Source organism: Acidipropionibacterium jensenii, from assembly GCF_005890135.1.
GTDB lineage: Bacteria > Actinomycetota > Actinomycetes > Propionibacteriales > Propionibacteriaceae > Acidipropionibacterium > Acidipropionibacterium jensenii.
In genome coordinates, this window is record NZ_CP040635.1 from 1120054 (window position 1) to 1140942 (window position 20889).

Annotated in this window: 21 protein-coding genes; 12 read left to right on the forward strand and 9 right to left on the reverse strand. The window is 66.8% G+C overall.

What is annotated here, in order from left to right:
• Positions 1-347 precede the first annotated feature (347 nt).
• The 3 genes from FEZ32_RS04830 (at position 348) to FEZ32_RS04840 (ending at position 3645) form a co-directional block, all read left to right on the forward strand.
• The gene (locus FEZ32_RS04830; protein WP_161971901.1) at positions 348-1310 is read left to right on the forward strand and encodes an L-lactate dehydrogenase; all 963 of its coding nucleotides are present in this window, start codon (positions 348-350) and stop codon (positions 1308-1310) included.
• Between the two features lie 316 nt (positions 1311-1626).
• Positions 1627-1845, forward strand: coding sequence for a CbtB domain-containing protein (locus FEZ32_RS04835; protein WP_028703901.1), 219 nt, complete (start codon positions 1627-1629; stop codon positions 1843-1845).
• 186 nt (positions 1846-2031) lie between these two features.
• The gene (locus FEZ32_RS04840) at positions 2032-3645 is read left to right on the forward strand and encodes a CbtA family protein (protein WP_138680087.1); all 1614 of its coding nucleotides are present in this window, start codon (positions 2032-2034) and stop codon (positions 3643-3645) included.
• A gap of 129 nt (positions 3646-3774) precedes the next feature.
• Here FEZ32_RS04840 and FEZ32_RS04845 read toward each other — a convergent pair whose 3' ends face one another.
• Positions 3775-4737, reverse strand: coding sequence for an L-lactate dehydrogenase (locus FEZ32_RS04845; protein WP_028703899.1), 963 nt, complete (start codon positions 4735-4737; stop codon positions 3775-3777).
• A 656-nt stretch (positions 4738-5393) separates the two neighbouring features.
• Complete coding sequence (locus FEZ32_RS14180; RefSeq protein WP_028703843.1) at positions 5394-5714, reverse strand: ArsR/SmtB family transcription factor; 321 nt, start codon at positions 5712-5714, stop codon at positions 5394-5396.
• A 53-nt stretch (positions 5715-5767) separates the two neighbouring features.
• On the opposite strand from FEZ32_RS14180, the gene FEZ32_RS04860 reads away from it, so the two are divergent.
• Positions 5768-6163 carry a YybH family protein gene (locus tag FEZ32_RS04860; RefSeq protein WP_051238622.1) on the forward strand — a complete coding sequence of 132 codons (396 nt, stop codon included), beginning with the start codon at positions 5768-5770 and terminating at the stop codon, positions 6161-6163.
• Positions 6164-6581: 418 nt separating this feature from the next.
• A complete protein-coding gene (locus FEZ32_RS04865; protein WP_175415724.1) occupies positions 6582-8147 on the forward strand; it encodes a ClC family H(+)/Cl(-) exchange transporter in 1566 nt (521 codons plus the stop codon).
• 266 nt (positions 8148-8413) lie between these two features.
• On the opposite strand, the gene FEZ32_RS04870 is transcribed toward FEZ32_RS04865, so the two are convergent.
• Positions 8414-9661: a Bcr/CflA family efflux MFS transporter gene (locus FEZ32_RS04870; RefSeq protein WP_138680090.1), complete on the reverse strand. Its 1248-nt coding sequence runs from the start codon at positions 9659-9661 to the stop codon at positions 8414-8416.
• Between the two features lie 8 nt (positions 9662-9669).
• On the opposite strand from FEZ32_RS04870, the gene FEZ32_RS04875 reads away from it, so the two are divergent.
• Positions 9670-10191, forward strand: a complete 522-nt coding sequence (locus FEZ32_RS04875; RefSeq protein ID WP_244937955.1) for a MarR family winged helix-turn-helix transcriptional regulator — start codon at positions 9670-9672, stop codon at positions 10189-10191.
• A gap of 248 nt (positions 10192-10439) precedes the next feature.
• Here FEZ32_RS04875 and FEZ32_RS04880 read toward each other — a convergent pair whose 3' ends face one another.
• The 3 genes from FEZ32_RS04880 to FEZ32_RS04890 are packed head-to-tail and all read right to left on the reverse strand — an operon-like array spanning position 10440 to position 11609.
• Complete coding sequence (locus FEZ32_RS04880) at positions 10440-10919, reverse strand: IS3 family transposase (RefSeq protein ID WP_138680092.1); 480 nt, start codon at positions 10917-10919, stop codon at positions 10440-10442.
• 1 nt (position 10920) lies between these two features.
• On the reverse strand, positions 10921-11268 hold the full coding sequence (locus tag FEZ32_RS04885; RefSeq protein ID WP_138680093.1) for an IS3 family transposase: 348 nt from the start codon (positions 11266-11268) through the stop codon (positions 10921-10923).
• Between the two features lie 53 nt (positions 11269-11321).
• Complete coding sequence (locus FEZ32_RS04890) at positions 11322-11609, reverse strand: transposase (protein ID WP_138680094.1); 288 nt, start codon at positions 11607-11609, stop codon at positions 11322-11324.
• A gap of 253 nt (positions 11610-11862) precedes the next feature.
• On the opposite strand from FEZ32_RS04890, the gene FEZ32_RS04895 reads away from it, so the two are divergent.
• Genes FEZ32_RS04895 through FEZ32_RS04915 form a run of 5 tightly spaced genes read left to right on the forward strand, consistent with a single transcriptional unit; the run spans position 11863 to position 15641 of the window.
• Positions 11863-12291 carry a hypothetical protein gene (locus FEZ32_RS04895; RefSeq protein ID WP_138680095.1) on the forward strand — a complete coding sequence of 143 codons (429 nt, stop codon included), beginning with the start codon at positions 11863-11865 and terminating at the stop codon, positions 12289-12291.
• Positions 12292-12332: 41 nt separating this feature from the next.
• The gene (locus tag FEZ32_RS04900; RefSeq protein ID WP_244937913.1) at positions 12333-13385 is read left to right on the forward strand and encodes an ATP-binding cassette domain-containing protein; all 1053 of its coding nucleotides are present in this window, start codon (positions 12333-12335) and stop codon (positions 13383-13385) included.
• Positions 13382-14110 carry an ABC transporter permease gene (locus FEZ32_RS04905; protein WP_138680096.1) on the forward strand — a complete coding sequence of 243 codons (729 nt, stop codon included), beginning with the start codon at positions 13382-13384 and terminating at the stop codon, positions 14108-14110. Before FEZ32_RS04900 ends, FEZ32_RS04905 begins: the two co-directional genes overlap by 4 nt.
• Entirely contained in the window at positions 14107-14925 is an 819-nt protein-coding gene (locus tag FEZ32_RS04910; protein WP_138680097.1) for an ABC transporter permease, read from the forward strand. Before FEZ32_RS04905 ends, FEZ32_RS04910 begins: the two co-directional genes overlap by 4 nt.
• Positions 14922-15641, forward strand: coding sequence for a class I SAM-dependent DNA methyltransferase (locus tag FEZ32_RS04915; RefSeq protein WP_138680098.1), 720 nt, complete (start codon positions 14922-14924; stop codon positions 15639-15641). Before FEZ32_RS04910 ends, FEZ32_RS04915 begins: the two co-directional genes overlap by 4 nt.
• On the opposite strand, the gene FEZ32_RS04920 is transcribed toward FEZ32_RS04915, so the two are convergent.
• The 3 genes from FEZ32_RS04920 to FEZ32_RS04930 form a co-directional block, all read right to left on the reverse strand.
• A complete protein-coding gene (locus tag FEZ32_RS04920) occupies positions 15625-16986 on the reverse strand; it encodes a carboxylesterase/lipase family protein (protein WP_244937957.1) in 1362 nt (453 codons plus the stop codon). The genes FEZ32_RS04915 and FEZ32_RS04920 overlap by 17 nt on opposite strands.
• Before the next feature lie 76 nt (positions 16987-17062).
• Complete coding sequence (locus tag FEZ32_RS04925; RefSeq protein WP_097798066.1) at positions 17063-18247, reverse strand: pyridoxal phosphate-dependent aminotransferase; 1185 nt, start codon at positions 18245-18247, stop codon at positions 17063-17065.
• Positions 18248-18375: 128 nt separating this feature from the next.
• A complete protein-coding gene (locus FEZ32_RS04930; protein WP_028701946.1) occupies positions 18376-18786 on the reverse strand; it encodes a tautomerase family protein in 411 nt (136 codons plus the stop codon).
• 474 nt (positions 18787-19260) lie between these two features.
• Between FEZ32_RS04930 and FEZ32_RS04935 the strand changes: the two genes are divergently transcribed.
• Entirely contained in the window at positions 19261-20835 is a 1575-nt protein-coding gene (locus tag FEZ32_RS04935; RefSeq protein WP_028701947.1) for a xylulokinase, read from the forward strand.
• The last annotated feature ends 54 nt before the right edge of the window (positions 20836-20889 follow it).

Below are 20889 nucleotides of genomic sequence, written 5' to 3' on the forward strand. Positions count from 1 at the left end.
TTGACCCCCGAGGGGGGTCGGCCGCTGCCGGTCCCGCGGGGGTCAGGAGGTGGATCTTCGTGGTGGGCGTCTGTCATCGCCCTCCATTGTGCGCGCCTCCTCGGCTGGTTCGAGGAGGCGCTGTTGGTGAAACGGTCAGTGGCGATGCTTCCGCCAGTACCAGACCCCGCCGACAACTACTGCAATGAAAATGACTGTTCCCATGCCCCTACGGTATGTGCGGTTGCGGGAGCCGCAACAGCGGCGGGAAGGATTGGGGGAGCCCTCGGGGTGAGGCGCTGTCACCTCCGCGTTTCATGGGAGGGGCAGACTCCAGATCAGAGATGTCGTCCCAGTCGAGGAGTCCCATGCGCACCCGCACCAAGATCGCCATTGTCGGTACCGGACAGGTCGGCACCGCCACCGCCTTCGAACTCATCATCACCGGTCTGGTGGACGACCTCGTCCTGATCGACCTCAATGCCCAGGCCGCCGCCTCCCAGGCGATGGATCTCAACCAGGCGGCCTCGGCGCAGAGTTTCGGCACCGTCGTGACCTCCGGTGACTACACCGACTGCGGGGACGCCGACATCGTCGTCATCACGGCCTCGGCGAAGCTGGCACCGGGGGCGGACCGCGGATCCCTGCTGCAGAGCTCGTCGGCGATCGTGGACTCCATCGTCCCGGCGGTGGTGGAGGCCGGATTCCACGGCATCTTCGTGGTCATCACCAATCCGGTCGACGTCATCACCGAACGGGTCGCCAAGCTCTCCGGATTCCCGCGGGACCGGGTCATCGGGACCGGCACGGCCCTGGACTCGCTGCGGGTCCGACTCGAACTGGCGCGGATCTTCTCGGTCGACGAGCAGTCCATCCAGGCCTATGCGATGGGCGAGCACGGCGACACCCAGATGGTGCCCTGGTCGGCGGTGTCCTTCTGGGGCAAGCCGCTGGACCAGGCGATCGCCGACAACCCGGAGCGGGCCAGCGGCGTCGATCCCGACACGGTGCTGGACGAGGCCAAGCGCAGCGCCTTCCAGATCGTCAAGGGCAAGGGGACGACGTCCTTCGGGATCGCCGCGACGACCTGCTCGATCATCGCCTCCATCGTGCGCGACGAGCACTCCATCATCCCGGTCTCGGTGCGGCTGGAGGGGGAGTACGGCCATCGCGACGTCTGCGCCGGGGTGCCGGTGATCCTCGGGGTCAACGGCATCCAGGAGGTCGTCAACATCCATCTCAGCGACGCCGAGAAGAAGGCCTTCGACGCGTCCCTGGAGCACATCCGCACCATGCAGGAGGCGATGCCGCCGCTGCCCGAGCGGGGGTGATCCTGCGGGCTCCTGCAGGGGTGATCGGGGCCCGGCGGGGGGTGATTCCGCTGCCCCGGCGGGGCTGTGCCGCGGCCGGTCCGAATGCCCGTGTGCAGCACCGTGCAAAGGGGCGCGTTCACAGATGATGCCGGTGAGGGAATCCGGCGGGCCGGAGTCATGCTTGTTCAGCCTCATGTGAGGGGAAGCCGGTCGAACCCGGCGCGGTCGCGCCACTGTGAAGCCCACCGACAAGGTGGGACGAGCCAGACCTCCCGCAGGAGACGTTCCTACCACGAGGGGACGCAAGTATCCCCCAGGAAAGGTGTGAACGATCATGAGTTCATCCGTTGTTGCTGCTCCGTCCAAGGAGAGCGCTGTTGACTGGGCCAAGGATTCGGCCCTCGGCTGGGTGATCGGCGCTGTCGTCGTCGCTCTGCTGCTGTACTACTTCATCGGTGTCGACCAGGGCGCCTACTCGGTCTTCGGGAATGACATGCACATCCACGAGTGGGTGCACGACTCCCGTCACTTCCTCGGGTTCCCCTGCCACTGATCTGAGACGGTCCTCGGACCGTCCGCCCTGTCCTGCCGGCCGTCGGCCCGCAGGTCTCTGATCCTTCTTCTGACGCCCTCTCCCGCGACTGCTGTGCAGTCACGAGGGGTCGCGCCAGCGCTCCGGTGCGCCCTTTCCCGGCTCCCGGTTGTCATCATTTGCCCTTCACGTACCGGGAAACAGCACATGCTCTCCAGACTCACCAATCGCCGGATCTTCGGCACCGGCGCACTCGCCGGTGCGATCGCCGGCTTCTTCGCCTTCATCTTCGCCCGCATCCTCGTCGAGCCGCTCATTCAGAACGCCATCGACTACGAGAGCGCCCGCGACGCCGTCCAGGAGACCGTCGACAAGGCCCTCGAGGCCGCCGGAAAGACCGGCCTCATCCCGCCGGCCGGGGCCGACGTCGACATCTTCACCCGCGGCATCCAGCGCAATATCGGCATCGCCACCGGCATGATTCTCATCGGTGTGGCATTCGGCCTTCTGATGGCCGCCGCCTACCGGATCGTCCTCTACATCTGCAAGGGAGAGCCCGGCCTGTCCATCCAGATGACCGTGCTGCTGATCGGCCTTCTCGGATGGCTGTCGGTCTATGTCGTCCCGGCCCTCAAGTACCCCGCCAACCCGCCGGCCATCGGCCACCCGTGGACCATTCACGCCCGCGGGAATCTGTACCTGGGCACCGTGCTCATCTCGATCGTGCTGATGATCGTCGCCTGCTACGTGTGCCGCGCGCTGGCCAAGAGGATGAGCATCTGGAGCGCCGTGATGATCTCCGGACTGTGCTTCGCAGCCGCGATGTGCATCGTCTTCGCCGTGCTCCCCAGCCTCGGCTCGCTGGCCGAGAACACCCGCTACTTCGGCAGCTCGGTGACCTACGGGACCGGTGAGGACGCGGTCACGCTCCCGGTGAACACCGAGACCCCGCTCGCCCTGCGCGACACAAACGGCACCATCTCCAGCTCCAGGGCCGACGTTGCGCGGTCCCGGGATGATGCCGCGCGGTCCGGTGCCCGCCTGCCGTCTGGTGGCCATGTACCGGCCGCCGGCAACCTGCCGAGGGTGGACCACTGCCGGATCGTCGACGACCTGCCCGCCACCCTTCGGGACTTCCTTGATCCGGAGAATCTTCAGCGACGTCGTGGCGCTGTGGCCGCCCATCTCGCCCGGATGCCCGGAGACCCGCGCCTCCTCGACCACACGGCGTGGGCGCTCAATGTGGTCGGCTGGACGCTGGCCCCCACCGTGGCTCTGGCGGCCGACGGGATCCGTCCGGTTGACGGCTGGCCGGCCGCTCTGGGGTGCGAGGCCCACGATGACCTCGGCCGCTTCGATCTGCTGGTGTGGTCGCGGGCGGTGAGGATGGACGGCGCAGGGTGGTCGGAGAGCGTCGAGAAGTTGGAGGGTGTCGGGAAGCTGGGGGGTCTCGAGAAGTCGGAGGGCGCAGAGCGCCCGGAGGATGTCGACCGTCGGCAGGATGCAGATCCGGCGGTGTCCCTTGTCGATCCGGTCCCGGCACTGGTGGATCTGGCCGTCCTGCTGGGTGACTGTCTGGAGCGCGCCGGGTGCCCGCGGGTTCAGGGGCGCAGCGCGATCGCCAGCTCACTGGGCACCCTGGCCCGCCAGGAGGATGCCGATGGCGCCCGGATCGAGCTGGCGCAGCGGCTCTGGCGGGCGCTGGAGCCGCGGGCGACGTCTGGTCCGGGGGAGGCCGGGTTCCGGCGTCCGGCATGTTGCGGGCTGATGCCGCTGGCCAGGACCGACGCGCTGTGCTGTCCCGACTGCCCTCATCGTTGAGACAGTCGGGACCATTCGAACCGCTGGCCGGGGCACCTGGGGGAGATCCCGTGAGGGAGCCCCGGGGGTGACCCCGTGGAGGGCACTCAGGGGTATCCCTGTGGGGGATGCCCCGGCGGCAACCCCGAGTCAGCTCTTGATGGCCAGCAGGGTCTCGTGGAGGCGTTCGGCCGAAGCCTTGAGCTCGGTCACCTCGGAGTCGATGAGGGGGATCGGCACGGTGTCGCCGATGCCGTCGCGGGAGACCAGACGGGGCAGGGACAGAGCCACGCCGTCGATCCCGTAGAGGTCATGGACGATCGCCGAGACCGGCAACACACACCGTCCGGCACCCAGCAGCGCCTCGGTGAGCCGGGCTCCGGTCAGTCCGATGCCGTAGTTCGTGGCTCCCTTGCCCTCGATGATCTTGTAGGCGGCCAGCGCTGCCTCCTGGCCCAGGTCGTCGAGCACCTCCTGGGTGAAGGTCTGCTCGCCGTCGACGGTCCAGTCGCGGATCGGGACGCCGGAGATGTTGGCTGTCGACCACACCGGGAACTCCGAGTCGCCGTGCTCCCCGGCGATCACCGCGTGGACGTTCGGGGTGGTGACGTCGGCCCACTGGGAGATGAGGAAGCGCAACCGCGAGCTGTCCAGCAGAGTGCCCGAGGAGAACACCCGGTTCTCCGGCAGCCCGGAGACCTGCTGGGCGACCACGGCCAGCACGTCGCAGGGGTTGGTGACGATGACGAAGATCGCATTGGGGGACTGCGGGACGAGCTGGCTCATCAGGCTGGAGACGATCCCGGCGTTGACCCCGACCAGGTCGAGGCGGCTCTGGCCCGGCTTCTGGCGGGCGCCGGCGGTGATGATGACGACATCGGAGTTCGCCGTCTCGTTGACGTCCCCGCCGCCCATCACCCGGGAGGGCACGAACTCGCTGCCGTGGGCCAGATCGGCCACCTCGGCGTCGACCCTCTCCTTGGCGATGTCGTAGAGGGCGACGACATCGGCCGACCCCCTGATGAGGCAGGCGTAGGCCATCGAGCTTCCCACGCTCCCGGCCCCGACGATCGAGACCTTCGACGGCCTCCTGGACTCGATTGACGAACTCATGATGACGCCTTCCTGGTCAGCACGCTCTTGGGGTGCAGTGCAGTGAATTTCAGTGAAGTGAATCGGGGTGAATCGGGCAAGTTGGTATCAGCTGGGGTTCCGACAGGTTGACGCGGTGACCGGCGCGATGGGCTGCGGGTCGACCCTGCTGACACTCTAGAGCAACCAGACCGAAGGGGAACCTAAGTCGGCAAGGTGAACCGGGAGGCCCCGGGCCGGTGGGTCGGGTCTCCTGGTGTGGTGGTCGCTCGGCCTGGCGTGGGACTCCACGGATGAAGGGAAATGGTTGGGCGGGGAGTCCTGGACAACGCTCTTCTGGCGTCCCGGACTGTTCCCTGTGTGGCGCCCCTGGCTGTGTCCTGTGAACCTCCGACAACGGCCCGTACGGCGCGTTGTTCTGTGCAGCGTCCCCGGGGGTGATCCCGAGCTGCTCACCGATACGCTGCAGCGCACCAGCCTTCCGATCCGGATCCTGTCGCGCCTCGACCGCCAACCGCGCCGCACGCTCACGCAACTCATCCGGGTACTTCCTCGGTGCAGCCATAACTCTCATCCTCCGTGAATTGAGAGCCTCCACCGAGCCCGGGACGCTTCAGTAGCGACCGTCTGACATTCAGCGTCTGGTGGGTATTCCGTCGGCCCACCTCACGATGAACTTACGATGAGCTTGCGGGGGGAGCTGGAAGAGCGCCCACCGATGCCAGGAGGCCCGGGAAACGGGCCTCGAGGTCGCCGCGACGCAAAGTGAGCAGACGATGCTTGCCGGCCGGCGTGGTCGTGATGACGCCGGCCTCACGAAGGATGCGGAAATGGCGCGACATACTCGCCGGGCTGAGGGGCGTGGGAACTTCCCCACATGAATGTGGCTGGTCGTCGGCGATGTAGCGAACGACCTGCAACCGAACCGGGTCCGCCAGTGCTGACAGCACGGTGACCAGGTCCAAGGACTCGACCGACGGGTGAAAGAGCACGGGCATGTCTCCATGCTACTATCTATTCGATAGTTGCCTAACTGACGAATGGAGTTCCGATGGCTGAGACGGTTCTGGACAGGTACTTCGAGCTCTCCGACACTGCCGGCGCCGACCCGGAGGACTTCGAGCGGTTGATCGCTCTGTTCGCCGATGACGCTGTCCTGACACCCAATGGTGGCGATCCCGTGCGTGGCAGGGCGGCGATCCGGCAGTTCTTCACAGCCTTTTTCGCCCGGAACGTCGCATCACGGCACATGTGGACGACTCGGATCGAGGGGTCCCGGATCACGGTGGCGTGGGGTGTGGTCTTCAAGCGCGCGAGCGGACAGGTCTTCACACTCAACGGCACCGATGTCGCCGAGATCTCCTCGGCACACCTCATCCAGTCTCTGCTGGTGCGAGCCGTCCAGCCGGCTCCGGTGTCAGCGGATACTCCAGGACCAAAGGCATGACGTCAAGGTCAAACCTTCTCGGCAGTGTAAGTAGTCCCGTTACCGGCCAGTCCCTCTCGTAGAGCGGCGACCTGTTCTCTCAGATGGGACATCGATTCCAGCCCGCACCTCCCGGAACCCGCGACAGTGTCTGGTGGGGTTACACTACGGTTGACACCATAGGCAACGACTTGCTGACTCAGGCCACGAGTAGATCAACTCAGGCCCTGAGGGTGACGGGAGCCTCCGATACTCCATGGATGCGGGATCGGTCTGGCGGGACCCTGTCGACTGAATGCTTGAGAGCTTCGGGACCGATCGTGGTCGGGTTTGCTGGTGGTCAGGCCCATTGATTTATCGGACGATTCTCCTCGTGGCCTTGTTGACCCGGCTGAGGCCTCCCGACGCGAGTGGCAGGTGCGATCTGCCGTTCCTCCCAATGCTCATCGCACTCGGACTCACGGTCTCTCCGCTGATCGCTGGGTTGTCCTTTCCCGACAGCACTTTCACGGACGGTGCCCGGATCGCTGTCCTCATCGCCATTGTGATCGTCGCGAGGCCCGCCGCCGTGACGCTGCGGCGGGACGCGCGTCAGGGCTGCACCTCGGACACGACCGGCGACGATGCTCCCGATGGCCGTATCAGCCTCCGTGGTCACCTGTCGGGTATCGCGGCGCGGGAGGAGGAAGCAGGTTGCGCGACAATTGATCCCGTGCGAACTTTCTCCATCACACGTCTTCATCGGCTGGCGTCGTCGCGCAGATGGCGCGTGACACGCAACGGTATCCTCGCGGGAATCGCCGGCGGCGCTGCCGCGAGCCTCTACCGCTTCTTCATCGAGGAGGCCACCAGGGCGGCGTTGAGTGGGTACTCCTTCCTGGGACGCCACTGGTGGGCGCTGTTCCCCTGGCTGGTAGCGGCGGTCATCGTGTCAGCGACGGTGTGGCTGTTGCTGCTACGGGAGCCGCAGGCGGCCGGATCGGGAATCCCCCAGGTCAAGGCCTACTTGATCGCCCGAATGGGAATGCGTCCCACACCGGTCGTGGCGACACGCTTCCTGGGCGGGGTGGGTGGAGCGCTCTTCGGCCTGTCGCTGGGCCGGGAGGGTCCCTCGATCCACATTGGGGCCGCCATTGCCAAACTGCTGGCGCGCCCACTACGAGCCACCAGCGAGGAGCAGGACCACCTTGTGACCAGCGGCGCCTCAGCGGGTCTGGCAGCAGCCTTCAACGCACCGGTGTCCGGCATCCTGTTCGGCATCGAAGGTCTTCACCGCAGCTTCTCCCCGCTGGTGATCGCATCGGCCTCGACCGGCGCGCTGGCGGCGGGTGCGGTATCGACTCTGGTCTTCGGTCCGCACCCGATCCTCCAGTTCGGCGTGGTGGGCACACTTGATCTGTCGCGACTGTGGATGGTGATGCCTCTGGGAGTTCTCGCGGGGCTCATGGGTGCTCTGGTCAATCGGATCCTGTTGGCCTCCCAGAGCCTGGCGAGTCTGCCGGGGCCTGCTGGGATCCTGACCGCGATGGTGGGCGCCCTGCTTGCGGGCTGCATGCTTCCTCAGGTCCTCGGGGGCGGAGAACCACTGATCGGGTGGGCGGAACAGACCGCTACCGGTATCGGCCTGGTCGTCCTGATGTTGTGCGCGAAAACAGCGTTCACCGCCATCAGCTTCGGATCAGGTATCCCTGGCGGCATCTTCATGCCGATCCTCGCGATCGGAACCCTGACCGGCACGGTATACGCCTTGGTCCTCCAGGCCTGGGGTGCGCCCCGGGGTGACCAGGCGATCCTGGCGGTGTGCGGGATGGCCGGTCTGCTCGCTGCGAGCGTACGGACTCCATTGACCTCGATCCTGTTGACCGCCGAGATGAGCGGGAGCCTCTCTCATCTACTGCCGGTCGCCGTGGTCGTCATCCTGGCGGTCTTCACCGCCGATGCCCTGAGAGTGCCACCGATCTACGACGCTCTGCTCGATCGGATGCTCGCATCGGAGGAGCTCTGAACGGTTGTCCTGGCGCGTCTGGATGGCCCCGGCGTTCTGGGGCCATCCAGCGGGCTCCATACTCGTCGGCCGGACAACCTGGTCGATTGAGGACCGACGCCAACTCGACACACCCTCATCTGGGAGGGGATCCCTCGGCACTGGCAGCCCTTCATCCCTGGAACCGCGGCGGAGTTTCGAGTCCTCGTCAGTCGGCCTCTCTCCCCAGGAGGTGCGCACCCACGATCGGGTGAGCATCCAGCGGTGCGCAACCGGCTACTGACGGTTCAATGGCGAGGCTCAGAAGCACCTGAACCAACAAGGGCCGCACCACCAGCCACGATGGCACATGATGTCATGACGATCGCGGTGGGCAGCGAGGAGGTCCCCAAGCCCACCAAAGGGGCCACTGCTGCTGCGCTGACGGCTTGCCCGGTGCCGATGACAGCCGATCCGGCTCCCTGACTCTCAGCAGGCAGAGCCGAAAGGGCCTGCGTGGTGAGGTTCGGCAACAGCGCGGACAGACCCGCCGAGGCCAACGACACTGCGGCCACGAAGACCACCAGCCGAGGGGCGGCGAGGGCATCGATCAGAGCCGCCGCGCAACCAGCCATCATCACCACCAGGGCTGCTCGAACGACTCTCATGGGCAGATGAGTGATCACCAACCGCGAGTTGAGCGCACTGCCGATGATCATGACCGCCGCGTTGATGGCGAAGACCAGCCCGTACTCGATCTCCGTCAGCCCGAAGACATCCTGCAGGATGAACGACGAGCTGGAGATGTAGGCGAAGAGGACACCGAAACCGGCCATGATCGCCAGCGAGAATGCGCCGAACTGCCCCACCGAAAGAACTCGAAGCGGAGCAGCGATCACTCGCGCGATGGGAGTGCGGACACGCCTCTCCGCAGGCAAGGACTCCGGTACCACGATGACAAGGGCCACCAGGAGCACCATCGAGATTCCAGCCAACAGCCACATGATGCCGCGCCAGCCCAACGGCTCTGCCAGGAAGGCTCCGAGCAGCGGCGCGGCGACTGGAAGGACGCCCTGGACCATCATCATCAGCGACAGCAGCTGTGCCAGACGTCGCCCCGACGAGGTGTCACCCACCACAGCCCTCGCCAGCACGGCCCCGGCAGCAGCCCCGACTCCTTGAAGAAACCGTGTCAGCCACAGTAGCTGGATGGTCGGAGAAAGAGCCGCACCGGCGCTCGCGGCGGCAGCAAGAGACGTGCCTCCGATGAGCAGGTACCGTCGTCCCAGCCGATCCGATACCGCGCCGATGACGTACTGCCCAACCCCGAACCCGAGCATGTAGGTCGTCAGGGTGATCTGTACCGCCGAGCTGGAGACACCGAGTTCACGGCCCAGGGCGGGGAAGGTGGCCAGATAGGTGTCGGTGGCCAGCGGCGAGAGTCCCGACACGAGAGCGACTGTCGTGAGTACCCCCCGCCCCGATGTCGGCTCTTCCGGTGGTTGCGACAGTCTGAGATGAGTGCACATCCACACTGTATATAGATTGATATACATTGATCGAGGTGCTGAGCGTACCGGTCCTGACCGCAACTCGGATTAAGGGTGAGCGCATGACAGTCCCAGCGTCGTCTCGTCACAACGATGCGTCCGAGTGGGCCGATCTGGCATTGCTCACTCGACGGATCGCGCGGCAGGGTCACATCGCCGCGCTTCGTCGTTCTGAGGTTGAACTTCTCCCTCCCACTCTCGAGGAAGTCCTCCGCTTCATCGTCGACCATCCGCGGTGCCGGGTGCAGGACGTCGCCAGGTCGTTGATGTACGCCCCTTCCAATGCCAGCTCTGCAGTGGGACGCCTTGAAGCTGCCGATCTGGTGGAGAAGTCCCCGGACGCGCAGGACCGCAGGGTCGTCCGGCTGGTGGCCACGGACAGGGCCCTGTCGGGACGCCGGATCCTCGATGGCATGTGGATCGTGATCTACAAAGGGGCTGCATCGGCCTTGGACGCTGAGGAGCGCGCCACCTTACGGGCCACCCTGCCGCTGCTGAAGAAGATGGCCGACGCCATGACCGAGGACGAAATCTGACGATCTGACGTTGAGTGAGGATTCTCCGGACCATGGGCAATGCGCAGTGACTCGATACGCCGTCAGGGAACGAGGATTGGCGCGAGGACCAGAACCCGCGTGTCATCCTCCCCACCGATCTGGTCACAACCTGAACCGCGAACGGATCTGCCATGGTGTGCCGCGACGCCGGAGATTCCCAGTCGATGGGCCAGGTCGGGTCGGATTGGACTGCTTGCCGTTTCTCGGACACGCCCAAACACTTGGTTTCAGGACATCTGAGGTGATTCCCGGTACTCCGCCTCAATCTCATTAGGGGTCCGATACCCCAACGACGAGTGAAGACGTTTCTGATTATACCTGAGCTCGATCCACCGCACAATATCCCGGACCGCCTCATCCTTGGTCCGATAGATCACCCGGTGCACCCTCTCGTTCTTCAATGTCGCATTGAACGACTCCGCCCACGCATTATCCCAGCACAGTCCCGTCCTCCCCACTGACAGTCTGATATCATAGGACTCGAGCAGCTCGGTGAATTCCTTCGACATGTACTGCGAGCCATGATCCGAATGGAAAATGGTCGCCCCTCTCACATACTCACAATTCCTGACGGCCATGTCGATGGCCTTGCAGATCAATCCGGTCCTCATGTGATCATCGACCGCGTAACCCACGGCCCTCTTCGTGCAGCAGTCCAGTACCGTCGCCAGATAGCAGAATCCTTCCAGGGTGCGAATATAGGTGATGTCACCGGACCCATTTGTATCCCGGCTGCGCCGCGGTGAAGTCTCGTTCCACCACGTCTGGGCGCCCGTCGGCGTCGTCGGCCGGGATCGTGGTGCGGACCCTCAGGCGGGGCTGGGCGGCCACCAGCCCCTCGGCCCGCATGATGGAGCGGACCGTGTCCGGGTGCACCGCCTCACCGGCCCGGGCGAGCTCGGCGGCGATCCGCCGGTAGCCGTAGGTACCGTCCGAGTCAGCAAAATAGAAACGAATCGTGGAAGCGAGGCCACGGCGTCGACGTGCGGTCGCAGAAATGGGCCTGGTTCGCCAGTCACAATATCTGGAGGGGGACACGGTGAGGCATCGGCACATGAGCCGAATGGGGTAGTTGCCTTCTTGCGAGAAGATGTACGTGTAGCGGACAGCTACTGTGATTCCTTCGCGAAGAAGGCTGCCGCTTTTTTTAGGAACTCGTTCTCCATCCGGGCCTCACGGAGATCCTTCCTCAACCGTTCGAGTTCGGCCGACTCGGCACTGGTGAGGTTCTCGGTTTCCGGGTCCGGATGCTTCTTGCGATACTCCTTGACCCATACGCCGACAGTCTGAGCGACAAGATTGTATGATTCTGCTACGGCTTTGATGGTGCGATGCTTGTCCACGACTTCAAGAACGACCTGGTCCTTGAACTCGGGACTGTACTTCGATCCTGACATGATGTGATCCTACCTGATTCTCGAAACTACGATTTTCCTCAGAAGTCCGGGAAGCTTCACTCAGTCCACTCCGCGGCTCCGCCCTCGGCTTCCGCAACCTCACCAACTACGTCGCACGCTCCCTACTCGAAGCCGGCGGATTCAGACCCCACCTACACCCTCGTTCGTGAAGAGCCTGTTTCGAGCAACTCCCGGGATTTGCGGTGGATCTGGTTCACCGCCTCTCGGAGTACGGCAGGGGTGGGGGATCGGGGTGTCCGAGCGGGGCAGGGCGCGCCGCGCCCGGACCGTCGCCGCCCTGGCCGGATGCGCGGCCGGGATCGCGACGGCCCTCAACCGCCGCCGGGGGCGCCAGGCCGATCCCGCCGTCCTGTCGATCGCACTGCACGGACGAGACGGGCAGACCCTCCGGGGCACCGTGACGGGGCCGTCCTCCTACCGGATGACGGCGGCATGCGCCCTCTCGGTGCTTCGGGTCGTCACCGAGGAGGTCGACCGAGTGCCGGCCGGGGTCAGTGAGCTGGACCGGCTGGGACAGGACCGCCGGGCGATCTGGGCGGAGCTCTCCCGGTTCGGGATCGACGCCCCGGACATCACCGGGAGTACTCGGGAATCAGCGCCGATGAGGACCGGGAAGAATGATCGACAAGGGGATCAGAGTGTGACTGGGGTGACGAAGTGATGACCATCATGACAATGCACGGACATCGGTCCGGAAATGACGTGAATAACACAGTTTCGGCGGCCATCGAGGTGGTCGGACTGCAGAAGTCCTACGGCACCGGAAGGCACCGCAGAACGGTCCTGGACGGCGTCACCTTCGAGGTGGCCGGCGGCACGATCGTCACCCTGCTCGGCCACAACGGAGCGGGCAAGACGACGACCGTGCGGATCCTCACCACCCTGCTGGGGTTCGACTCCGGGCAGGCGCGGATCTTCGGTGCCGACGTCCGGCACGATCCCGACCGGGTGAGGTCGATGATCGCGGTGACCGGCCAGTTCGCCGCCGTCGACGAGAACCTCACCGGGCTGGAGAACCTGGTCTTCTTCGGGGAGCTGAAGGGGTTGAGCGGCCGGCAGGCGCGCCACCGGGCCGGCGAACTGCTCGACCAGTTCGGGCTCGCCGACGCCGCCCGGCAGAAGGTCTCGGGGTACTCCGGGGGAATGAGACGACGTCTCGACATCGCCGTGTCGCTGTGCGTCGTGCCGCGACTGCTCTTCCTCGATGAGCCGACCACCGGACTGGATCCGATCAGCCGCGCCGACCTGTGGCGCTACATCCGACAGTTGCGCGACGGCGGTCTGACGGTCCTGCTCACCACCCAGTACCTCGACGAGGCCGAGGCTCTCTCGGACCGCATCGTCATCCTCAAGGACCACGAGGTGGCCGCCGAGGGGACCCCCGAGGACCTGCGGCACCGACTCGGCGGGTCGGTCTGCACCGTCGTGCTCGAGGACAAGACCCTCGCCGAGGCATTCCGGGATGCGGTGCGCAGCGGCACGGCGGGGATGTCCGCACGGCCGGTCCTGACCGGGGAACCCGGGCCGACCACTCCGTCCGACTCGACGACGCGGCAGGGTCCGGCGGCCGTCGAGGTGTCCCGGCTCGCCGAGGGCTACCAGGTGAGCTTCCGGACCGAGGAGCCCGGCGCGGCGGTGCGCAGGATAGCCGAGGCACTCGGCAGAACCGGTGCCCATCCGCGGTCCGTCTCGGTCGCCCCGCCCACTCTCGACGACGTCTTCGTCCACCTCATGACGGACGGTGCGGACTCATGAGCGAGATCTCAGTGAGGTCCCCCGGGGCCAGTGCCGCCGGTGCCGCCGGTGTGGTGGGTGGTTCACGCCCGGCAGGGGTGAGATCGGCAGGGGCCTTCCTGGTCCGCGACCTCACCCTGCTGAGGCGGAACATGGCCTCCCTCATCAGCACCTTCATCGTGCCCGGACTGTTCATGGTGTGTCTGTACGCCGTCTTCGGCCACGCGGCCGACACCATCGGCCTGGACTACGCCACCTTCCTGTTCGCCGGATACCTGTTGGGTCGGATGGCCACCGACATGGTGCGGATGGGGTTGTCGAGCCTGGCGGTCATCGCGGTGGCCCGGGCCTGCGGGATGGACGTCGCCGCCTCGCGGGTGCTGACGGCCTGCCTGTGGGGTCTGCTGGTGGCCCTGGTGTGGGGGGTGCTCACCACCGGACTGGTTCTGGTCGCCGGGCACCCGGTCGAGAGGGCCGATCTCATCCAGACCCTCGAGATGCTGCTGGTGCTGTTCTCCACGACCTTCATCCCGGCGGCCAGCCTCTCCGGGGCCCTGAAGAACGTGGTGATCCACATGCCGCTGTCACCGGTCATCGAGGTCACCCGCTCGGTCCTGGCCGCTCACGGATCGGCCGGTTCGGCCTCCCGGGCCACCTGGGCCGAGGCGCTGTGCTGGCTGGCCGGGATGCTGCTGGTGGGGCTGGTCCTGTCGGTTCACGCACTGCGGCGCAGGAGGACCCGATGAGCACGGATCATGATCTCTCCGGCCTGATCGGAGGCCCGGGAGTGCCCCGGGCGCTGGGCCTTCACGCCGGCCGGTACCTGCGTGTCTGGAGCCGGCAGCCCGCCAGCTACCTGACCGCTCTCGTGGTGCCGCTGATCTACCTCTACATCACCCATGAGCTGTTCAGAGGATTCATCCGCACCCTCACGGGGACCCTGGATGCCAACCACATCACCATGGTGGTCGCGGTGTCCTGGGCCTTCGTGCTGGCGGTGAGCGGGTCGGGGGCGATGCTGGCCGAGCGTCGGGCCGGACTCCATGATCGTTTCGACACCCTGCCGGTGGGCCGGGCCCGGACCGGCCGCTCCCCTCAGGGAGTCGCGCTGTACGCCCGGGTGCTGGCCGAGCTGCTGCTGTGCGCGCTGATGATGGTGCTGGTCGAGACGGTCTCCGCCTGGACCACCGGTTTCACCCTGTGGAGCCAGGCTCCGACGACACTGGTGGCGGTCACGGTCCTGGCGGCCGCGGCGGCCTCGTGCACCGGGGTGCTGGTCTCGGTGGCCATCAACAGCCCCCAGGGACAGGTCGGCGTCATCCCGGTGATCATCGTCTTCATGATCGTCAACACCGGCATCCTGCCGGCCGATCTGTTCGCCCCCTCGTTGCGCGGCTTCGCCGCCCACACCCCGGTCAGCGCGGTCGTCTCTCTGATGGACGCGACCCTGGGATCGGGCGCCACCCCCGGCCGGTGGGCGCTGGTGCTGGCCTGGTTCGGCGGCATCGTGGTCCTGGGGCTGCTGGGAATCCAGGCGATCACCCGTCGGAGGAGAGCATGAGCACCCTCGCGCAACGGACCTTCCAGCACCCGTGGTTCCTGGCGGCCTACGAACGGTTCGTCTACGGGCCCTTCCTCAGCGCCTTCGCCCTGCGGCCGGTGAGTTACCGGACGGTCTACCGGAGCCTTCGGGAGATGGCTGCCGGAGCCGGGGGAACCGGTGACGTCGGTCCGGGAGGCTCTGATGGCAGGCCTCGTACCGGTGGCCGGATCGTCGATCTGGGTTGCGGCACGGGGTGGTACTCGCGGCGAATGTCGGCAGACCCGCACTACCGGGGCCTCCCTGTGGTGGGCCTGGATCTGTCCGAGCAGGCGATCGACGTCGCACGCCGCAAGGCCGCCTCCCGGGCCGGGGCAGGGGACCCCGACGGGTCCCCGCAGTTCTCGGTGGGGGACGCCGGCCGGGCCGCACAACTGCTCGGACCGGGGGCCGAGGAGGTGTGGATCTGCGGTGCACTCCACCAGATGGGTCATGCCGATCGGGTGCTGCAGCAGGCCGGTGCCATCCTCGACCCCGGAGGCGTGCTGCTCTGTCAGACCTTCGGCCGTCGATCTGCTCGGCGCTCGGTAGTGGTCCGGGTCCTGGAGCACTTCGGCCACCGCGTCTTCCCGATCGGGGAGGTCCGGCAGATGGCCGAGAGCGCGGGTCTCCGGGTCGAGGCGATCCGGGTGTGGGGGATCGTCATGCTGGTGACGATGATCAAGCCCCGCAGATGACCGCCGGGTCGTCGTCGAGGACCATGATCCGACGGCGGTCGGCACGGTATGTCGGCCAGTCCCGCGACTCGGCGGGGCGTCCATCGGCGGCGAACCGGGACCACAGCCGCTGCATCATCGAGGAGAACCGTGAGTCGCGGTCGGGGGAGTCGGCGGGCAGGGTGCCGAAGAGGTAGCGCAGCTCCTGACTGTGGGCGGCTCCCCGCGGGCCGATCCGCGGGTCGGCGGAGACGTGGTCGAACCGGTACATCCAGGTCGGGGCGCGTCGGCCGTGCGCCACCGCGGTCCGCACCACGGTCAGGTGCCAGGCCCTCAGCTCGGCGGCCGCCGACTCGTCGTAGGGGCCCGGGGCCAGGCCGTCCTCGTCCCTGTTGGTGCCGATGAGCAGCCCGACGGCGGCCTGCCTGCCGGTCTCGAAGGCTTCCAGGATCGGGGCGGGAAGGGACCGGTCGATGCAGGGACACAGGATCGAGACGTCGGGGCACCGGGCCGCCGAGATCGCGTGCAACTCGTCCATGGCGTCCAGGAGCTGATCGGGGGACGCCGTCGCCAGGGCAGTTGCGGTGTCGGCACCGACCCTCGCCCGGAGCAGATCGGCGAACCGGTGCGCCCAGCCGGCGTGGACGGCCCCGCTCAGCCCCATCGCCGGCGCCGGGGACTGGGCGACGGCTCGGGCGAACAGGCCCCTGGCCGCGGGCATGCACAGCAGCGCCAGCACCGAGGTTCCGCCGGCCGACTGGCCCGCCAGGGTGACATTGCCGGGATCGCCGCCGAAGGCCGCGATATTGGCCTGTACCCACTTCAGCGCTGTGATCTGGTCGAACAGGCCGACATTGGAGTCGCACCGGACCCCGGGGGTCGACAGGCTGGACAGGTCCAGGAAGCCGAACGGGCCGACGCGGTAGTTGAGGGTGACCACGATCATCCGGCCGGCCTCGGCGAGACGCCGTGCGTCGTAGGTCGAGCCGGTTCCCGTCATGAAGGCCCCGCCGTGGATCCACACGAGCACCGGAAGGCCCGCACCGTCAGCGACGTCACCCTCTACGTCACTGTCGACGTCATCGTTGGCATCACTCTCGGCACGGTCGGTGCTGGGCCGGACCACGTCGAGGGTCAGACAGTCCTCGGCGACGGCGGTACCGCCGAATCCGGACACGCTGCCGTCGATGAGGCGCTGGACCGGAGCCGGACCCCACCTCCCGGCGTCCAGCGGTTCGCGATGCGGCAGTGGCGGTGAGGGGCGACGGAACCGGAGCGGGCCGAGGGGAGGGGCGGCATAGGGCAGGGCGTACCAGGCCCGGGTGGCGCCCTGGTCGACGCCGACCACCGGCCCCTGGGCGGTCATCACCGTCGGGTTGATCGTGCTGCCTCCTGGTTCCGGTCGACAGCCTATGACGCGCCGCATGCGGACCGCAGAACCGTCACCCCGCGAGCCTGGGGGACTGGATCAGCGGGGCGACGAAGGTCGCGATCCGGCTGGTGCCCTCCTCGATGGCGTCCTCCGAGGTGGCGTAGGAGAGTCTGACGTGTCCCTCTCCGAGGGATCCGAAGTCGATCCCGGGGGCGACCGCCACGCGCTGCTCGGCCAGCAGTCGGGTGGCGAACTCCTGCGAGGACAGGCCGGTGCGCTCGATGTTGACGAAGACGTAGAACGCGCCGTTGGGGGTGCGACACTCCAGACCGTCGATCCGGTTGATCGCCGCCACGATGAGATCGCGTCGGCGCAGATAGCTGGCCCGCATCGTCTCGACCACCGACTGGTCGCCGTCCAGGGCGGCGGCCGCGGCCACCTGTGCGGTGGCATTGACGCAGCTCAGCAGGCACTCCTGCATGGCGGGCATCCGGCCGATGATCTCCCGGGGGCCGAGGATGAACCCGACCCGCCATCCGGTCATCGCGTAGGCCTTGGAGACCGAGTCGACGCAGAAGGTGCGCTCCCGCATGCCGGGGAGTCGGGCGATGTTGAAGAACTCGGTCTGCCCGTAGACCAGGTGCTTGTAGACCTCGTCGAAGATCACGTAGAGGTCGTTCTCGAGGGCGACCCGGGCGATCATCTCGAGGTTCTCCCGGGAGGCGGTGGTGCCGGTCGGATTGGCCGGGGAGTTCACCAGGATCACCTTCGTCCGGTCGGTGATGGCCCTCCTCAGGGACTCCTCCTCGAAGCAGAATCCGGTCTCCTCGCGGGTCGGGACGAATACCGGGATGCACCGGTTCAGGACGATCGTGCCCTGGTAGTTCGCGTAGCAGGGATCGGTCACCAGCACCTCGTCGCCGGGGTTGGTCAGCGTCGCGAGGGTGAGGTAGAGCCCCTCCATGGCGCCATTGGTGACCATGATCTCGGAGGCCGGGTCGTAGTCGATCCGGTCGAAGCGACGGAACTCCCGGGCCACCGCCTCGCGCAGCGGGCGGATCCCCGAGTTGTCGGTGTAGCCGATCCGGTCGTGCTCGAGGGACCGGGTCGCGGCCTCGATGACGGCCGGCGGGGTGGGGAAGTCGGGCTCGCCGACGGCGAAGGAGATGACGTCGTCCATCCCGATAATCTGGTTGAAGATGACCCGCAGCAGGGACAGGGGCGTCGCGCTGGCCGCGGAACTGATCGGTTTCATCGGCGGGATCCTCGGGATCGTGTGGGCTGTGGCGGGCCCACAGCGGTCAGGACAGATTGTGGTCGATCGCCGTTACGCGCCGATGACACCGGGCCGGGGAGGCCGGCGCAGGTGAGCGCTCGCCGCCGTCACTGACCCGACTTCGGCACCGCCAGCTCGCCATCGACGTACTGGGAACGTCCGAATCCGAAGCTCCAGTCGTGATGGGTGTTCTCGAAGTAGCCGATGAACACGTCCTCTGCCGGCACTCCGGCCTTCTCCAGGTTGCCGGCGATCCCGGCGAACAGCGCCTCCTTCTCCTTGTCGGAGCGGCCCTGCTGGGTGAAGATGTGGACCATCACGACGCCCGAGTCGCGCTCGAACCCGAGTCCGGCGTCCTGGGCGATGATCTCGCCCTCGTCGTGCTGGGTGATGATCTGGAACCGGTCGCGCTCCGGGATCCCGTAGACGCCGACCAGGGCGGAGTGGATCGCGTCTGCGATCGCGCGGATGGATTCCGGGGTGCGACCCTTGTTCAAGTCGATGCGGACCAGTGGCATGCCAGCCTCCAATTTGTCGTTACATATGTGTCTACATGACCCAATTGCATGTGTCAAATGGGGGCATGCCCGCTTTTGTCGGGAGTTTGTCAGCCGCTCCAGGCGGGCTCCTCCTCGCTGGAGGGGTCAGCCGGCCCGCCCCCTCTTCCACGATGCTCGCGAAGTTCGACGATGCTCGCGCTATAGCGCGAGCATCGTCGAACTTCGCGAGCATCGTGGATGTGCTGGGATCCGTGGGTGTTGTGGGCGTCCTCGGGTTGCCTGGGCTTCATCGACTGGCGCCATCCGGGTGAGGGGTGCGCGCGGGCTGGGGTCCACGGTCTCGAACCTCTAGGGTTGAGTACCCGCGAGACCGTCCCCCAATCATCGTTGACTAGGACACTCTCCCGTCGGAAAGCCCGGTGAGGGAGGAGAAGGGACGGACTCCGGACACCATCGCTGGCACAGCAGCCAGCCAGACAGGAACGGACTCACATGTCAGTAGAAGCCCGGAGCTCTGAGGGCCCGCTCGTCGTGGCCATCGACTCATCGACCACCTCCACCAAGGCCATCGTCGTCGACGTCGAGGGCAACGTCTGGGAGACGGCGAAGCGGGAGATCCAGCTCCACACCCCGGCGATGGACGAGTACGAGCACAATCCCATTCGATGGTGGGAGACCTCCCGCGACACCATCGCCGAGGTGCTGGCACGCCTCAGCGCGGCCGATCGGGCGCGGGTGAGTGCGATCGGCATCACTCAGCAACGCGAGTCCTTCGCCCCCTTCACGGCCGACGGCACCCCTCTTCGCAATGGAATCCTGTGGCTGGACGGTCGGGCCACCGACCAGATCCGCCGGTTCGGCACGGAGCATGTCCATGAGCTGTCGGGCAAGCCGGCCGGCGTCACCCCCGCCATCTACAAGATGACCTGGGTCAGCGAGCACGAGCCCGAGGTGATGGACAAGGCCGACAAGATTGTCGACGTCGGTGGCTACATCTCCTTCCAGCTCACCGGTCGGTGGGCCACCTCGGAGGCTTCTGCCGACTCCCTGGGGCTGTTCGACATCGAGGCCCGCACCTGGGCCGACGAGCTGCTCGAGATCGCCGGGGTCCGCCGCGACCAGATGGCCGACCTGGTGCCGCCCGCCCAGCCGGTCGCCGACCTGCGAGCCGATCTGGCGGAGGCCTGGGGGCTGTCGGGCTCGATCCCGGTCGTCGCCGGCCTCGGTGACGGTCAGGCCGCCGGCATCGGCGCCGCAGCGATCAGCCCGGAGATCGCCTACCTCAACCTCGGCACCGCGGTGAACGCCGGCGTCGAGTCACCGACCTACGCCTATGACTCCGGGGTGCGCACCCTGGTCTCCGGTATCCCCGGTGAGTATGTCTTCGAGGTGCTCCAGTCCTCGGGCTCCTACCTGGCCGGCTGGTTCCGCGAGGCCCTCGGCGACCCGAAACTGCTGGGCGCCCCCGACCCCGCACTGGACTCGGCCGCATCCCAGATTCCGCCGGGATGCGAGGGCCTCATCACCCTGCCCTACTGGAACGCCGTCCAGTCCCCCTACTGGAATCCGGTGGCTCGCGGCGCCGTCGTCGGCTGGCGGGGCACCCACTCCCGCGCCCACATGTACCGGTCGATCCTGGAATCGATCGGCTTCGAGATGCGCGCCAATCTCGACTCCATCGAGAGGCGCACCGGGGTGAGGATCACCACCCTGCGCGCCATGGGCGGAGGCACCCGATCGGCGCTGTGGCGTCAGATCATGGCCGACACCGCCGGTCTGCCCATCACCACCTGCGTCCAGGACGAGATCTCCGCCCTCGGCGCCGCGGTGCTGGCGATGGCCGCGATCGGGGCCCACGGCAGTCATGACGTCGCGGCCTCCGCCATCGCGATGGCCCACTTCGGGCAGACCACCGAGCCTGACGCTGCCCTCCATGAGCAGTACCGGGACGTCGCCGCCGTCCAGCGCCGCCTCTACCCTCAGCTCCAGGACGTCTTCGAGGACCTCCACACCCTCTCCCAGCGCTACCCCAGCACCAAGCCGCAGTCCCCCACCGTGGAGAGCTGAGCAGTACCGAACAGACCAGTAGGCAGTACAGACCTGGGCAGTCAGACCCGGGAC

What these genes read in the sequence shown, in the direction of transcription:
- FEZ32_RS04845 (WP_028703899.1), bottom strand. Translation starts at nt 4,737, where the DNA reads ATGAGTTCGTCAATCGAGTCCAGGAGGCCGTCGAAGGTCTCGATCGTC.
- FEZ32_RS04930 (WP_028701946.1), bottom strand. Translation starts at nt 18,786, where the DNA reads ATGCCACTGGTCCGCATCGACTTGAACAAGGGTCGCACCCCGGAATCC.
- FEZ32_RS04860 (WP_051238622.1), top strand. Translation starts at nt 5,768, where the DNA reads ATGGCTGAGACGGTTCTGGACAGGTACTTCGAGCTCTCCGACACTGCC.
- FEZ32_RS04840 (WP_138680087.1), top strand. Translation starts at nt 2,032, where the DNA reads ATGCTCTCCAGACTCACCAATCGCCGGATCTTCGGCACCGGCGCACTC.
- FEZ32_RS04865 (WP_175415724.1), top strand. Translation starts at nt 6,582, where the DNA reads ATGCTCATCGCACTCGGACTCACGGTCTCTCCGCTGATCGCTGGGTTG.
- FEZ32_RS04890 (WP_138680094.1), bottom strand. Translation starts at nt 11,609, where the DNA reads ATGTCAGGATCGAAGTACAGTCCCGAGTTCAAGGACCAGGTCGTTCTT.
- FEZ32_RS04920 (WP_244937957.1), bottom strand. Translation starts at nt 16,986, where the DNA reads ATGACCGCCCAGGGGCCGGTGGTCGGCGTCGACCAGGGCGCCACCCGG.
- FEZ32_RS14180 (WP_028703843.1), bottom strand. Translation starts at nt 5,714, where the DNA reads ATGCCCGTGCTCTTTCACCCGTCGGTCGAGTCCTTGGACCTGGTCACC.
- FEZ32_RS04910 (WP_138680097.1), top strand. Translation starts at nt 14,107, where the DNA reads ATGAGCACGGATCATGATCTCTCCGGCCTGATCGGAGGCCCGGGAGTG.
- FEZ32_RS04935 (WP_028701947.1), top strand. Translation starts at nt 19,261, where the DNA reads ATGTCAGTAGAAGCCCGGAGCTCTGAGGGCCCGCTCGTCGTGGCCATC.
- FEZ32_RS04870 (WP_138680090.1), bottom strand. Translation starts at nt 9,661, where the DNA reads ATGTATATCAATCTATATACAGTGTGGATGTGCACTCATCTCAGACTG.
- FEZ32_RS04925 (WP_097798066.1), bottom strand. Translation starts at nt 18,247, where the DNA reads ATGAAACCGATCAGTTCCGCGGCCAGCGCGACGCCCCTGTCCCTGCTG.
- FEZ32_RS04885 (WP_138680093.1), bottom strand. Translation starts at nt 11,268, where the DNA reads ATGTGCCGATGCCTCACCGTGTCCCCCTCCAGATATTGTGACTGGCGA.
- FEZ32_RS04835 (WP_028703901.1), top strand. Translation starts at nt 1,627, where the DNA reads ATGAGTTCATCCGTTGTTGCTGCTCCGTCCAAGGAGAGCGCTGTTGAC.
- FEZ32_RS04905 (WP_138680096.1), top strand. Translation starts at nt 13,382, where the DNA reads ATGAGCGAGATCTCAGTGAGGTCCCCCGGGGCCAGTGCCGCCGGTGCC.
- FEZ32_RS04830 (WP_161971901.1), top strand. Translation starts at nt 348, where the DNA reads ATGCGCACCCGCACCAAGATCGCCATTGTCGGTACCGGACAGGTCGGC.
- FEZ32_RS04915 (WP_138680098.1), top strand. Translation starts at nt 14,922, where the DNA reads ATGAGCACCCTCGCGCAACGGACCTTCCAGCACCCGTGGTTCCTGGCG.